Annotated in this window: 9 protein-coding genes; 5 read left to right on the forward strand and 4 right to left on the reverse strand. The window is 69.6% G+C overall.

The genetic code is table 11. The features are described from left to right. Positions 1 to 6: 6 nt before the first annotated feature. Positions 7 to 1233, reverse strand: coding sequence for a hypothetical protein (locus CMC5_RS22715; RefSeq protein ID WP_050432380.1), 1227 nt, complete (start codon positions 1231 to 1233; stop codon positions 7 to 9). A 59-nt stretch (positions 1234 to 1292) separates the two neighbouring features. Then, entirely contained in the window at positions 1293 to 4112 is a 2820-nt protein-coding gene (locus CMC5_RS22720; RefSeq protein WP_050432381.1) for a transglycosylase SLT domain-containing protein, read from the reverse strand. Between the two features lie 142 nt (positions 4113 to 4254). On the opposite strand from CMC5_RS22720, the gene CMC5_RS22725 reads away from it, so the two are divergent. The 3 genes from CMC5_RS22725 (at position 4255) to CMC5_RS22735 (ending at position 6278) form a co-directional block, all read left to right on the forward strand. Continuing rightward, the gene (locus CMC5_RS22725; protein WP_050432382.1) at positions 4255 to 5154 is read left to right on the forward strand and encodes a class I SAM-dependent methyltransferase; all 900 of its coding nucleotides are present in this window, start codon (positions 4255 to 4257) and stop codon (positions 5152 to 5154) included. A gap of 216 nt (positions 5155 to 5370) precedes the next feature. Further along, positions 5371 to 5850 carry a MarR family winged helix-turn-helix transcriptional regulator gene (locus CMC5_RS22730; RefSeq protein WP_050432383.1) on the forward strand — a complete coding sequence of 160 codons (480 nt, stop codon included), beginning with the start codon at positions 5371 to 5373 and terminating at the stop codon, positions 5848 to 5850. After that, the gene (locus CMC5_RS22735) at positions 5847 to 6278 is read left to right on the forward strand and encodes a hypothetical protein (protein WP_050432384.1); all 432 of its coding nucleotides are present in this window, start codon (positions 5847 to 5849) and stop codon (positions 6276 to 6278) included. The genes CMC5_RS22730 and CMC5_RS22735 overlap by 4 nt, the downstream gene beginning before the upstream one ends. A gap of 134 nt (positions 6279 to 6412) precedes the next feature. Here the strand turns inward: CMC5_RS22735 and CMC5_RS22740 are convergent, their stop codons facing one another. Further along, entirely contained in the window at positions 6413 to 7231 is an 819-nt protein-coding gene (locus CMC5_RS22740) for an SMI1/KNR4 family protein (protein ID WP_082362710.1), read from the reverse strand. A gap of 187 nt (positions 7232 to 7418) precedes the next feature. Then, on the reverse strand, positions 7419 to 8147 hold the full coding sequence (locus CMC5_RS22745; RefSeq protein ID WP_050432386.1) for a hypothetical protein: 729 nt from the start codon (positions 8145 to 8147) through the stop codon (positions 7419 to 7421). A gap of 90 nt (positions 8148 to 8237) precedes the next feature. Here CMC5_RS22745 and CMC5_RS22750 point away from each other — a divergent pair, with 90 nt between their 5' ends. Both CMC5_RS22750 and CMC5_RS22755 read left to right on the forward strand, forming a co-directional pair. Further along, positions 8238 to 11075, forward strand: coding sequence for a pentapeptide repeat-containing protein (locus CMC5_RS22750; protein WP_050432387.1), 2838 nt, complete (start codon positions 8238 to 8240; stop codon positions 11073 to 11075). A 76-nt stretch (positions 11076 to 11151) separates the two neighbouring features. Continuing rightward, positions 11152 to 13896: a pentapeptide repeat-containing protein gene (locus CMC5_RS22755; protein WP_050432388.1), complete on the forward strand. Its 2745-nt coding sequence runs from the start codon at positions 11152 to 11154 to the stop codon at positions 13894 to 13896. Positions 13897 to 13916 lie beyond the last annotated feature (20 nt).

The raw sequence follows: 13916 nt of genomic DNA on the forward strand, positions 1-13916 counted from the left end.
TGCGCCTTACAGGCTCCCCGCGGGGACCTGCCCACCGAGGAGCAGCGCCTCCTGCTCCGGTGAGAACGGCCGCCCCCTCAGCGTCGGATCGCACTGACGCGACCGGAACAGCTCCAGGATGTAGCCCATCCGCGCGGGCAGGTACGCCCAGTCCGACGCACCGCAGCCGAGACTGGTCGAGTCGTGGGCCCCGTACTCGCTCAGCAGCTCGTGCAGCTCCGGATCCTCGATGGTGCGCAGGTACTCCGGGTACAGCGGCTGACCCGGCAGCACGGGCAGATCGTGACCGAGCTGCAGGTAGCCCGTCGGCAGCCGCAGCCGCATCATCTCCCGCGTCGCCAGCTCCCGCCACAGGCCCCCGGCGCGCTCTGCGATCGGCTTCAGCAGCGACTCCATGGCCGACTGCAACAGGCCTGGCAGCCTTCCTGGCGTCACCGTTCGCAGCAGCCTGCGCACCGGCGCGTTCAGCGATCCCTTGATGTAGGGCTGCAAGCGCGTCTGCTCGTGCAGACCCACGCGTGCGTTCCCCAGCAGCATCTGCTCCGCCTTCTCGTCCGGATCCTCCGCCAGGATGGCGCGGTGGTAGTGCGTCAACGCGCTGCGCAAAAGATCCTGCCCACCTTCCGGCGTGGGCCCCACCTTCAGCGGCTCCATCGCTGCGGCGAGCATCTCGTCGGTCGGGCGATCGGTGCCCCCATAGATGTCCAGCATCCGCGCGAACATCGGCCCGATCTCCGCGAACACCAGCAGGTTCCCCTTGGCGATCATCTTGCTGACCTCCTCGAGGATCCGCTCCGGCAGCTCGAACAGGTTCAGATCGGTGCTCGGCGGTCCGAACAGATCCAGGCTGCTCGGCGGTGGCCGGCTCTCCAGATCCATCCGCACATCCTCGACGCCCAGCAACCGACGGAACAGCTCGGGGCAGTCCTCTTTGCGGATGAAGCGACCTGCCGTCTTGGAGGCCCACGTCGCGAACGTGCACCAGTTTGCGTCCTCGTAACCGAGGAGTTCACCCAGGCCTTCCGAGAGTTCGAAGTAGCACTGGGTGATCAGCAGGTTGCGCAGGACCGGATCGCGATCGAGCGCGCAGATGGCATCGATCTGCTCGACGAGCGGCCGTTCGTCGAATCCCATGGCGCCCCTCACGTTGCACGCGCCCGCGGGGGTGGGACCTTTGCGCGCGACTCGGGTGTTGGCCTCGATCGCAACCGACGGCAGGTGAACGTCGCCCATGGTCTGCTTCTATATGATTTGGAATTATGTTCCAAGGGTGGAAAACCCTACTCCCCCCCTCAGGGTGGCTTTGTCACCTCGGGATCTGCCTGTGCCGTGGGCGGCGGCCCTCCAGAGGTCGCTGCCATGGGCAGCGGCCCTCCAGAGGCCGCCCGCGCTGCAGCACCTCGCGGCCATGCGCTGACGATGACGCGGTGGCGTCGATCGAACGTGCGCCGCACCGCCTGACGCACCGTCGTCTGCGAAACGTCTTCGAGATCGCTGAGCAGCCGCTCCACGCTGCCCGGGCTCAGCGCGTCACGCAGCCGGAACCCCGTCAGGGGGGGAGCCATTCCAGGAGCTGGCACCGCGGCTCCGCTCGCCCCTGATTTCCCTCGCCCGACCTCGCGCTCGATCCGGTGCTTCAAGAGGATCTTGGCGAGCGACAGCTCGTTCCAGCTCGGCCCCGTGGTCGCCAGCGAGAGCAGCTCCGCTTCCAGCCGCTGCTCCACGTGGGACGCGTCTCGCCCCGCTGCCGGCGCGATCTCCAGCGCCGCGACGCTTCCTCTCGGCGCCACCTCCAGCCGCCCCTTCACCTCGGCGGCGACCTGACCCTCGGTGACCAGCACCTTCGAGAGCCGCGCGACCCGCGTCCCGATGAGGATCTCCATCGCTACCCGCAGCGACGCTTCTCCTGCCTCGCCCTCCCCTACGCCGAGCCAACCATAGAACAGCCGCGGCCCCGGCACGGTGTCCTCCACCAGCACCCGCTGCTCGCGCAGCGGCGGGGCCACCGAAGCCTCCAGCTCCCGCGCGGCGTGGCCGAACGCGCGCGCCAGTGCCTCTTCCACCTGGGCTCGCGTCAGATCGCCCGAGATCGAGATCACCGGCTTCCCACCCTGTCGCTCGCGTCGCAGCGACTCCGCGACGAGCAGATCCCGCGCCACCTCCGGGTTGTCGCGCGCCCCCAGCACCGTCCCTTCCAGCGGATGACCTTGCGGAAACAGCGCCTCTCCCAGCGCGAGCCACGCTCTCCCGTAGGGCGCTTGCAGCAGTGCCTCACGTTGCGCGCCCCCGGCGCGTCGCCGCAACCCCGCCAGCCGCTCCGGGCTGGCCTCGTCCACCAGCAACCGCAGCCGCCCCGCCACCAGCGACAGACCGACATCGAGATCGCGCGGCGCCACCGTGATCGTGTACCGGGACTCTCCCACCGAGCCCGTACCGCTGCCCCCGCGCCCCCCGTCGGCACCCTTCGCGCCCAGCTCCGCGCCCGTCACTCCCAGGCTCAGCGCCACGAAGGGGGCCGACGGATCCCGCCGGATCTCGACCGCGATCCCCCCGGGCAACCACAACCGCGGCAGCCGCTCTTCCCCCAGCCCGGCGAGGAGCTGCTTCTCGATCTGCGCCTCCCGCCCCTTCAACCGCCCCCGTCGCGGTAGCCGTCCGCTCAGGATCCCCAGCGGATCCTCCTCGAAGTTGCGCTGCCAGCCGACACCACCCCCCACCAGCATCACCGGCAACCGTGCCTGCGTACCCCGCGCGTCACCGAGCAGCGGCATCGCCGAAGGAAGCTGACCTGGCGGAAAGAACGCCGGCAACCGGTTGCGCCCCAGCGCTGCCGGCCGCGCGGGCAACGATTCCTCCTCGAACCGCGCCCCACTGCGCGCCGCCCCCGCCTCGCTCCCGAAGCCGCCGCTCCACCCGGCTTGCATCGCTGCGTCGAGCGCGTCCCCGTCCTCCTCCGCGCCCGCCACCACCTCGTGGTCGTGGTACGCGGGGAACGTCGCCATCGTGCGCGCCACCCGATCCGCGGGCAGCGACACCAGGTAATCTCCCCCTGTCGTCGGCACCCGATCGCGCAGGAGCTGCGGATTGAACTCGCGCAGCACCGCCACCGACACACCCGCCGCGCGCGCCAGCGTCCGGAGCCGCGTCCCTGCCGGCACCGCGATCTCCCCGAACTGCATCGGCCGGCTCGCCTCCAGGTCCGGCTGATCCAGCCCGAACCGCGTCCGGTTCGCCGCGATCAACGCGAAGGCCATGATCTGCGGCACGTAGCTCGCGGTCTCGCTCGGGATCGCTCCCGCCTGCGCCAGCTCCGCCACCCCGATCGGCCCTCGCTCCCCGGGATCGCGGGTGGCCGTCACGTGCTCCAGCGCGTCGAAGATCCGCTCGTACCCCGCGTTGTACGCCGCGAGCGCGAGATCCCAGCGACCGAACCGCTCGTGCAGATCCCGCAGGTGGGCCACGGCAGCCGTCGTCGCCCGCACCAGGCTGCGCCGCTCGTCGACCCACTCATCCTGGTACAGACCGTACACCTCGCCGGTCCTGGGCATGAACTGCCACAGCCCCGCGGCCCCTGCCGGCGACACCGCCCGCGGATCGAAGCTGCTCTCGATCCCGGCCAGCCACATCAGATCCTCGGGGAGCCCTGCCTCCCGCAGCGCGTGCTCGATCACGTCCCGGTACGCCGACGCCCGGCGGAACCGCTGCAAGAACGCCGCGCGCCCCTCCTCGGTCCGCCCGAAGAACCGCACGAACCGCATCGTCCGCCGCGTCAGCGGCATCCGCAGATCCGGCATCGCCAGGCTGGCGATCGTCGCCCCGTCCGGATCATCCAGATCCTCATCGGCCGGCGGCTCGAAATCACGCGCAATCCAGGCCTTGAGCGCCTCCGGATCCTCCGTCGGCAACACAGGCGCGCACGCGATCGGAGGCGTGGCCGCCGCAGCGGCACCCACGGGGGCGCGACCCTCGACCAGCGTCGGATCTCGAAACGCCCTGTACGCAGCGTGGATCGAGGCCCGGAACGAAGTCGAGGCGCTGCCGGCGCCGATCACCATCCCGGCAATCGCGCCCACTCCGATCGCGTACGCAGCGCGGCGTGCGCCTTGCCTCATCGCCAGGAATCATTCTCCAAAATCCACCGAGAACGCCACGGGAAAGCGCGACGGCATCGGCGCGCCCCGGCGAACGCCTCGGCGCCGCGCACTCCCCGGACTCACCGCGTGATCCCCTGGAGACGTGGTAGGTGGATTCTCCATGCCGCCGATCCACCCTCTTCTCCGCAGCCCGGAACGCCGCCCCTCCCCTTGCCTCGCGCTCATCGCGGCGACCTTCCTCCTCACCGCCTGTGCCCCGCCTCCAGCCGCCCCTGCCTCGCCCTCCTCGGCCTCACCCGACGCGACCGCCCCCTCGACCCCCCCCGCCTCGGCTACATCGACCCGCCCTGCTCCCTCGCACGGTCATGGCCCTGACCAATCCGCCCCACGCCACGGAGCTGCTCAGGCCCCACACGGCCCGGACGCTCATGCCCATGACCACCACGGCCACGACCACGCCGCAGGCCATGCCCACGGCCCCCTCGTCCACCGCTTCGAGCGCGCCGACGACTGGACCGCTCAGTTCGACAGCCCCGACCGCGACGCCTGGCAGAAACCGACCGACGTCGTGGCGGCCATGGGGATCACCCCTGGCATGACCGTCGCCGATATCGGCGCGGGCACCGGCTACTTCCTTCCTCATCTCGTGCGTGCGGTCGGCCCCACCGGCAAAGTCCTCGCCCTCGACGTCGAAGCCGACATGGTCCGCTACCTGAAGGAGCGCGCCACCCGCGAGCGCCTCACCACCGTCCAGCCTCGGCTCGTCCCCTACGACGACCCCCAGCTCCAGCCGGCTTCCGTCGACCGCATCCTCATCGTCGACACCTGGCACCACATCCCGGACCGCCCCCAGTACACCCAGAAACTCCGCGACGGCCTCAAGCCGGGCGGCATTCTCGTGGTGGTCGACTTCACCGAGACCGCCCGCCGCGGACCCCCGAAACACCACCGCATCTCCCCTGACCAGGTCGCCACCGAACTGAAAGCGGGAGGCCTCGTCCCCACCCGCGCCAACGTCGACCTCCCCGACCAGTACGTCGTGCTCGGCCGACGCCCATGACGCGCCTCGACGTACCCTCCCCCGGCGCGTCGAACGTCACCATCCATCCGCCCGCCCGATACGTTTCGCCGCCGACCAGCGCCGACCGTCTCAGAAGCAAACACCGCGCCTCGCATTCGCTTCTCTGCACCGCCTGAGACCGCGCGATGAACCCCCTCGTGTCCGCGCGGACCCCCCTAGCCAACGCCTCGCGGGCGAGGTAGCAACTCAAACATTATGCGTCCATCTATTGCGACGCCCAGCTCCAAGGACAACCCTCGGCTGGGTGACGTGCTTGACTTCATGAGGTTGCTCTGGGCCGTCGACCATGGACTCCAGTCCATGTCGAAACGAATGGAAGCGAAGATCGGCGTGACGGGCCCACAGCGCCTCGTCATCCGCATCGTCGGCCGCTACCCCGGCATCTCCGCCGGCGAGCTGGCGGAGATCCTCGAACTGCACCCCAGCACGCTCACCGGCGTCCTTCGACGCCTCCAGGAGCGTGGCATCGTCGAGCGCCGCGCCGACCCCAAGGACGGCCGCCGCGCGCTCTTCGAACTCACCCCCCGCGGCAAGGAGCTCGACGCCATGCGCGTGGGCACCGTCGAATCCATCGTCCGCTCCACCATCAAGACCCTGCCTCGGCGCAAGATCGAGTCTGCCCAGGAAGTGCTGACCACCCTCGCCGAGTCCCTGCGCCCCGAAGACGAAGAGTGATCCTGAAAAGCCCCCTCCGCGCCCTCTCCATCGCCACCTTCCTCCTCGTCACGCCACTCCTCTCGGGGTGTGGCGGTGACGACGGAGACTCGACCGGCAAAGAGGACACCGACCCTCCGGACGACGGCAAGCTGCGCCCGCCCACGAACGGCGTGCGCATTGCCGAAGCCGAAGCGTGCCAGACCCTCCTGGACGCATTCGACGACAAGCGCACGGAGCTCGGCTGCACCCTCTCCACCGGCCGCACGTGCCCCGACCTCGTCCGCGCGCAGGTCATGGGCGACCGCTGCCTGCAATACGATCAGGGCACCGTGAATGGCTGCACGGCCCACTACGATGCCCAGATCGATTGCGCCACCCTCACTGCGGCCATGAACGACTGCGTCGTCACCGCGTACTCCGGCACCACCTCTCCCGACTGCTCCTGATCCCCGCCCTGCTTCCTCGGGGGCACGTCGACGCTCGGCATTTCGGTGTGAAATGCGTCAGCGCCCGACGCATTGGCGCATGGTGAGAGGTGCGTGGGGCGGTTGGTGAGGAGCTGCCTCGGTGGGGAGGCGCTTCAGCCGAACTCGTCGATCAGCACCGACAGCACCTCGTTGTCGGCAAAAATCTCCTCCACGGCAGCCTCGGACTCCAGCACGGCGATGGTCCGCGCTCGCCGCTTCTCCGCATTCCGGATCGCGAGTGCCGTGCTGAGCGCATCGAGCAGCGACTTCTGATCCATCCCCTCGTCGACCGCGACGAGCCCACGCTCCTCCAGCACCTCGAGAAAGGATCGCGCCGTGCGCGCCGCCGTGACCGCCGGTGCGACGGGAAGCGGGGCCAGCGGCGCATCGAGCAGCGTCAGATCCTCCTCCTCCGCATCGGGACGGCTCGCCACCAGGCGCGCGTCCATGTCATCGGCCAGCCACGTCATCCACGTGCGCAGATCCGGCGCCACCAGGATCCCCTCCCCCGTCTCGTGATCCCACGCGAACACCTCCCCCGACCGGAGGTCCACGTACAGCACGTTCCCCCCGGCATCCTCACCGAACGGCAGCCAACGATCCGACCACCCGATCCCGAGATCCAGCATGAACTGGTGCCGCGCGCGCGCCTTGTACATCGGCAGCCACCACATCCACCGCGCCCACTCCGCCTCCCGTGGCACACGCGCCGCCGCGAACACCGTCGGCCGCTCCTCGCGTGCTCCGTCATGCGCGAAGTACGCCTCCTTCAGCGACGCCGGTACCGGCGCGCGCACACTCCGCTCCAGCGCGTGCAGCGCCTCGACCGTCGCCGGGCCGCTGAGCTGCTGCCCGATGAACGGCGCATGCGCACGCAACCACCGATCGATACGAGGCCAAGGGTTCTCGAGAGGTGCGGACAAGTCAGGCATGTTCGCGAGTCTACGCTTCCCATCCGGTCACTGCGCGCTTCATCCCGCGACGATCCGCGGGCGCTGTGGTCCCGGTGACGGCCTGCATCGCCGCGTGTCACACGCTACAACGCTGCCCCTCGACGCCACCGTCCATGCTGCTCGTGGCCCCCTCGCTCGACGGCATCTCCCGACCCCGGACATCGCATCAACGCCGAAAGCGGAAGCCCTCCGGCAGCGGGATGGGATCCTCTTCCACCGCTCGCTTCGACTCCGGCAGCCCCGGGTATCCGCCGAAAGCCGCGCGATACCGGAATACGGCCTCCGCCCCTTCGCCGCGCTCCCGCATGGCGCGCAGCTCGGCAAAAAACGCCGGCACCTCCTCTGCGCTCCCGAGCACCGGCTGATCGAACGCCGGCAACGCCTCCCGAGGCTCGTTTGCGAGACGCCACAGCCGCTCGATCAACCGCGCATGCTCCGGCGTCCGTGGCAGCTCATAGATCATGCTCTCCAGAGACAGATCATCGGCCGCACCGCGCACCACCTCGGCGAGCTGCGCGAACAGCACCTCACTCTCCGGAAACTCCGTCAGTGCCTCGATCAAGAGAAACAGCGCCCCCTCATCCCCGCCGAGCGCGCGCTCGATGCGCACCTGCGCCACCGTGAGCCGCTCGAACGACGCTCCCCCCGTGGCGGCCGCTTCCGATCGCGCCCGCTCGAACGCGACGAGATAGCCCCGACTCTCCTCGTCCGTCAGCTCCGGAGAACGCGCCCGGTGCGCCTCGAACCGCGCCAGCAATGCCTCTGCGACCCCGTCGGTCGACGACGACCCGATGGAGCCCCACGCGAGCGAATCGCTCTCCCCTCCCTCACCGTCTGGATCGCCACCCAGCGCGTGCCGCAAGCCCTGCTCCGGATCGTCGTCGGACGTCGTCATGGCGCCACTCTAGCTGCCCCTCACGCGCCGCAGCGCTTCCATCGTGACGCGTGCCCTCGGTAGTCTCCGGGCGCGGAGGGCGAACTCGACATGAATCCGGTGACTGTGGACGGTGCGCTGACGGTGGCGGCAGGAATCTTCCGCGCTGCACTCACCGAGGACAGGTTCCAACCGCGCTGGACCCTCGACCCAGCGGCGCTCCTCACGCTCACCCACTTCGCCGAGGAAAGCCGCGTGCTCGCAGGGATGCTGCCGCCCGGCAGCATCGGGGCTCCTGGAGTCGTCCTGGCGCAACACGTCGCAGTCACCCTGCGGGCCTTTGCCCTCGCGCTGAACCGCCAGCAGGTGCTCGACGGACGGCGACATCCCACACCGCTCCAAGCGCCAGGCACACGAACCACGCGCGACGTGGAGCACGAACCACCGCGCCCTGATGACCCCGGGCAGCCCCTCCCCGAGCAGCGCTCGAAGGACGCAGAACGTCGCCTGAAGCTCGCGCTGGATCACCTCGCCCGCGCCGATGGACGCCCGCTCGCGGCCCCCTTCGATCCCCGCTCCGCACGGCTCGACGCGCCGCTCGCATCCCCCGTCCATCAAGCTCTCCTTCACGCCTTCGCGCATCCCGCCGCGACATCGGCCCCCGGCGAGAACGGAACACCTCCCTGGCTCGATCGGGAGACCCCGGAGGCCCGCGCGACCTTCGAGCGCCTCTACGTCCTGTGCCACGCAGAGGCGATGACCTCGGCCCTGGGATCCTCCCTCGTCCGCGCCATCCATGCGATCGCTCCCAGATCGCCCCAGCTCCTGCGCGGCGCCCTCCTGCGGTCCCTCTGCACATGGGGAGCACAGCACGTGTTCGGTGAAGTCGACGCGGTGAGCATCCCGCACCTGCCCCTCGAGGCCCTCGACGTGGGTCCCGCCGCCACCTGGAAACCTCCCCCGAACCACCCGCGAACACCGGCCGCCGAGACCGTTCAGGGGCTGCTCGAACAGCTGCTCGCGATCTCCCCCATCGTCCTCGTGTGCGGTGCCCCCGGCTGTGGCAAGTCCCTCATCGCGCGGAAGATCGCCGCTGCATGGGCTGCGTCCCAGGTGACGGCACGCGCGAGCGCGACGACCTCCGATCTTCCCGTCCCCATCGTGATCGACGGCGGCGTGGACTTCGCGAGCCACGACCCCTGCCTGAGCACCGCCCTGCGTCGTGCCCTCCTGCGCCAGGCCGAAGGGCTCGGTCTCGCGCAGCTCGTCGACGACGAAGCACGGAAACCTCCCTCGGACAGCGAGCGCGTGATCTACATCGTGGATGGCCTCGATGAAGCAGGCCTTTCACGTGCCGGCGTGGCGTCCCTGTTCAATGACCTCCTGCAGACCACCAGCGACACCCATCGCGCCGTGGTGTTCTTGCGATGGGAAGCGATCCCGGACGCGAAGGAGATCTCCAGCCTGCCGACGGTGACCCTCCACCCCTCCCTCGGTGGCTACTACGGATCCCGCACCGACACGGCGAGGTGGCTGGAACTCTGGAACCAGCGCAACGGCAAGGCAATGCTCTCGATGGGCCAGCTGATCGCGCGCGTCCCGGGCGAGGCGCTGAAGACGCCGCTTCTGCTGTTCATGGCCGCGCTGACCTGCGAAACCCAGCCCTCGGGCGAAGGGTGGGATGACGAAGGAATGCCCGCGTCCTTCCAGGGCCACGAACCCAGCGTGCTGGGAGCGCTCTACGAACGCTTCTTCCGTCGACTCACCCTGGACCAGTGCGACCACGCACGCACGCACGATCCCGCGACCTGGGAGGCTGTCGGGCGCCTCCTGCAAGCCCTCCGCGAGCGCCATCCAGCAGACCTGTCCGGCCCCGAGCACGCCCCGACGGCGCGCGCCCGGGCCATGCTCTGGCTCCTGTCCCGATTCGCCTGGGCGACCCACGCGCACCAGGGCCACGGCGAGACGCTGAGCCCGACGGACGCCGCGCGACTCCTGCAACGAGAACTCGGCCTCCCGCCCGAGACTTCTGGCCGCCTCCTCGTCCGTGCGGCGCAGTCCATCCTCCTCCAGGCCGACACACCCGGAGAAGACGGCCCCCTCGTGTTCGGCCATCGGACCTTCCGCGAGTTCTTCGTCGCCCGCTACTGGGCCCTCGTTCTGCGCCGGGTCATCGCCGAACCCGACAGAGCGGACCGACGCTCCCACGAGACCACCTTGCTGGAAGGACGCTTGCTCGGCGCGACGGATGAAAGCTTCTCCTTCCTCCTGGGCATGCTGAACGGCCCGTCCTGGAGCGAGCCGCAGCGCCGCGCCCTCGTTCCCTGGGCCCAGGCGAGCTTCCTCGACGAGACCCCCGACTTCCTCCGACCCGAGCGACCGAGGCCCGAGGACGACCGACGACCCGCCTTGCGGGAGGCGGCGCTGGCGATCGGAAGCTCGCTGAGCGGCTCACCAGGGATCGTGGCGACCGAGCCCACGACCCTGAAGACGCTGCTGACCAGGCTGTCGATCACCGTCTCCGAGCCCATCCTGAGAGCTCCTCGCTTCTCCTGCGACGACGCCGATCTCGAGGGCGTCGACCTGCGTCGATGTCACCTCGACGGTGCCAACCTCCCGCGCGCGAACCTCACGTCGGCGAACCTGGAGCACGCTTCCCTGAGCGGCGCGAACCTGAGCGGCGCGACCTTGCAGTATGGGTGCCTGAACTGGGCAGACCTCTCCGGTGCAACCCTGGCGGGTGCGAACGTGTCCCGCACCGTCCTGTACAAGGCAAACCTCCGAGGAGCGAACCTCGCCGGAGCCGACTTCCGAGAGGTGAACGCATTCCTCACCGATCTCCGCGACACGAACCTCGTGGGGGCCAGGTTGGACCAAAACCAGCTTCTGACCGCAAAGATGGAGGGCGCTCTGCGCGACCCGCCAAAACCGGGTGGCCAGCAACGGTGACCGTACGCCGTGACCGCGCCGAACCGACGACGCCGAACACTTCGCCGTGACGCGTCCCCCCGATAGGCTGCCGAGCGTGGAGAGCGAGTTCGACATGGATGCAGTGACCATCGATGGCGCGTGGAAGGTGGCGGGAGAGATCTTCCGCGCCGCCCTCACCGAGGACAGGTTCCAACCGCGCTGGACCCTCGACGCCGAGGCACTCCTGGCCCTCACCCGGTTCGCGAAGGAGACCCGCGCGCTCGCAGCCTTGCTGCCGCCCGGAGCCCTCACCGCCTCTGAAGACGCCGTGGCGCATCACATCGCCATCCTCCTGCGCGCCTTCGCTCTCGCACTGACCCGACAGAGCGCGCTCCACAGCGTGGAACGACGCACGCACCAGGCGCCCGGTGAACGAGCCAGCCTCGACATGGAGAGCGAAGCGCTGCGTCCGAAGGGCGCCGAGCCGCGCCTGAGGCTTGCCCTGGATCACCTCGCCCGAGCAGACGTCGATGTCCTCGGCCCTCCCTTCGAGCGCCTGTCCGATCTGGTCGACGCGCCGCTCGCCTCTCCCGTCTACAAGGCCCTCTGCGCCGTCTTCGCGCAAGCAGCCCTCAGCGCGGACGCGATCCCTCCCGCGCTCGATCTGGCGACCCCCGCCGCCCGCACCCCCTTCGAGCGCCTCTACCTCCTTGCGCACGCCGAGGCGATGACCTCGCCGCTCGGGGCTGCCTTCGTCCGCGCCCTTCATGCGACCGCGTCCATGTCTCCTTCGTTTCTGCGCGGCGTCTTGATGCGCTCGCTCTCCGCCTCGCGAGTTCGGTCCATGTTCGGTGAAGCCGACGCCCTGCGGATCCCTCACCTCCCCCTCGAAGCCTTCGACCTCGATCTCCTGGCGACCTGGACCGAGCCACCGAATTTCCAGCGCCACGCGACGCCACGCCCTCTCCTCGGGTTGATCGACGAGCTGCTCGCCAAGCACCGCATCGTCATCGTCTGTGGCGCACCTGGTCGTGGCCAGTCGCTCACCGCGCGCAAGATCACCTCGGCCTGGGCCGACCGTCACGTCACGGTCGACCCCAGCATGGCCTCGGATCTCACGTTCCCCCTCGTCATCGACGGGGGCCGCGACATCGCGCACCACGACCCCTCCCTGGGCGCCGCCGTGCGCTGCGCCCTTCAGCGCAAGGCCGACTCCCTCGGCATCACTGCGGTCATCGACGAGGCCTCGCTGGCGGTCACCTCGCCTGGCGACCGTGTGGTCTACGTGGTGGATGGACTCGACGAAGCAGGACTCACGCTGACCGCCACGGAAGCGCTGTTCCGGGACCTCGTCCATGCGACCCGTGACACCCACCGTGCGATCGTGTTCTCGCGCAAGGCTGCGCTCCCCGATACGAAGGCCTTCGCCGAACATCCCATCGTGTACATCGAGGATCTCTCGCCCCACACCTCACCGGCTGGCGGCCAGATCGCCGCGTGGCTGGAGCGCTGGAACCTGCGGAGCGGCAAGGCGCCCCTCACCGTGGAGCAGTTCAAGGAGCGCGGCCTGGTCGACGCAGCGGGCACGCCGCTCGTGCTGTTCATGAGGGCGCTGACCTGGGAGGCCCAGCCGCCGACCGATGGATCCGACGATGAAGGCGTCGCCCGCCCCGGGCTGGGTCAGCCTCAAGGACCGCAGGGGGCGCTCCACGAACGCTTCTTCCGTCAGCTCGCCACGGCGCAGTGCGACCATGCGCGAGCGTGCGACGCTGCAACCTGGGAGGCCTTCACGCGGCTGCTGCATGCGGTGAGCGAGCGCCATCCGGGGGAGGTCGCTTTCCTGGAGGACGACCCCTCGGCCGCACGCGCGCAGGGGATGCTCTGGCTGCTGTCGCGGCTCGCCTGGGCGATCCATGGGCGCCGTGGGCGGGGGCAGGCGCTGACGGTGCAGGATGCGGTGCGCCTCCTCGAAGCCGAGCTCGGGGTGACTGCTGAGCCCTGGGGAAGGCAGCTCGTGCGCGCAGCGATGACGCTGATGCTTCCGCTCGAGCCGGCCGGTGAAGATGGTCCCCTCGTGTTCGGCCACCGTGCATTCCGGGAGTTCTTCGTCGCGCGGTACTGGGCGCTCGTGCTGCGCCGGATCGTCGCTCGGCCCGGAGCGGAGGCGCGACGGGTTCACGAAGGGACGTTGCTGGAGGGGCGCTTGCTCGGTGCAGCGGATGAGAGCTTCGCCTTCCTGCTGGAGAAGCTGAATGGTCCTTCCTGGAGTGAGGCGGAGCGCGAGGCGCTCTTGCAGTGGGCCCATGACGCCTTCGTCGATGAGACGTCCGATTTTCTGCGGCCCGAGCGGCCGCGGTGGGAGGAGGATCGGCGGCCGGCGTTGCGGGAGGCGGCGCTGGCGATCGGAAGCTTGATGAGCGGCGCGACGGGGATGGTGGTGGGTGAGCGGCGGGCGTTGAAGACGCTGCTGGCCAGTCTGTCGATCACGGTTCCCGAGCGGAGCGTGAAGGCGCCGCGCTTCTCGTGCGAGGATGCCGATCTTGAAGGGGTCAACCTGGCAGGGTTCGATCTCGAAGGGGCGAACCTGCCGCGCGCCAACCTGGTTGATGCGAACCTTGTAGGTACGAACCTGGTCGGCGCGAATCTGAGCGGTGCGAACCTGACGCGCGCGAACCTGCTGTCCGTGAAGCTCGGGAGGGCGAATCTGGCAGGTGCGCATCTGGAAGACGTGAGCGCGTTCCTGGCAGACTTTCGCGGGGCGAATCTGCTGGGGGCGAGCCTGGAGGAGAAAGCTCTGATGGGCGCGAAGCTGGAGGGCGCGCTGCGGGATCCGCCGAAGCCGACTGGCAAGAAGCGGTGAGAGGCGGCTGCACCCCACCG

The sequence above is a fragment of the Chondromyces crocatus genome (genome assembly GCF_001189295.1).
Lineage (GTDB): Bacteria > Myxococcota_A > Polyangia > Polyangiales > Polyangiaceae > Chondromyces > Chondromyces crocatus.

Excerpts from the sequence above, each read along its gene's own strand:
- CMC5_RS22720 (WP_050432381.1), bottom strand. The coding sequence starts at position 4,112 with ATGAGGCAAGGCGCACGCCGCGCTGCGTACGCGATCGGAGTGGGCGCG.
- CMC5_RS22745 (WP_050432386.1), bottom strand. The coding sequence starts at position 8,147 with ATGACGACGTCCGACGACGATCCGGAGCAGGGCTTGCGGCACGCGCTG.
- CMC5_RS22730 (WP_050432383.1), top strand. The coding sequence starts at position 5,371 with ATGCGTCCATCTATTGCGACGCCCAGCTCCAAGGACAACCCTCGGCTG.
- CMC5_RS22740 (WP_082362710.1), bottom strand. The coding sequence starts at position 7,231 with ATGCCTGACTTGTCCGCACCTCTCGAGAACCCTTGGCCTCGTATCGAT.
- CMC5_RS22715 (WP_050432380.1), bottom strand. The coding sequence starts at position 1,233 with ATGGGCGACGTTCACCTGCCGTCGGTTGCGATCGAGGCCAACACCCGA.
- CMC5_RS22750 (WP_050432387.1), top strand. The coding sequence starts at position 8,238 with ATGAATCCGGTGACTGTGGACGGTGCGCTGACGGTGGCGGCAGGAATC.
- CMC5_RS22725 (WP_050432382.1), top strand. The coding sequence starts at position 4,255 with ATGCCGCCGATCCACCCTCTTCTCCGCAGCCCGGAACGCCGCCCCTCC.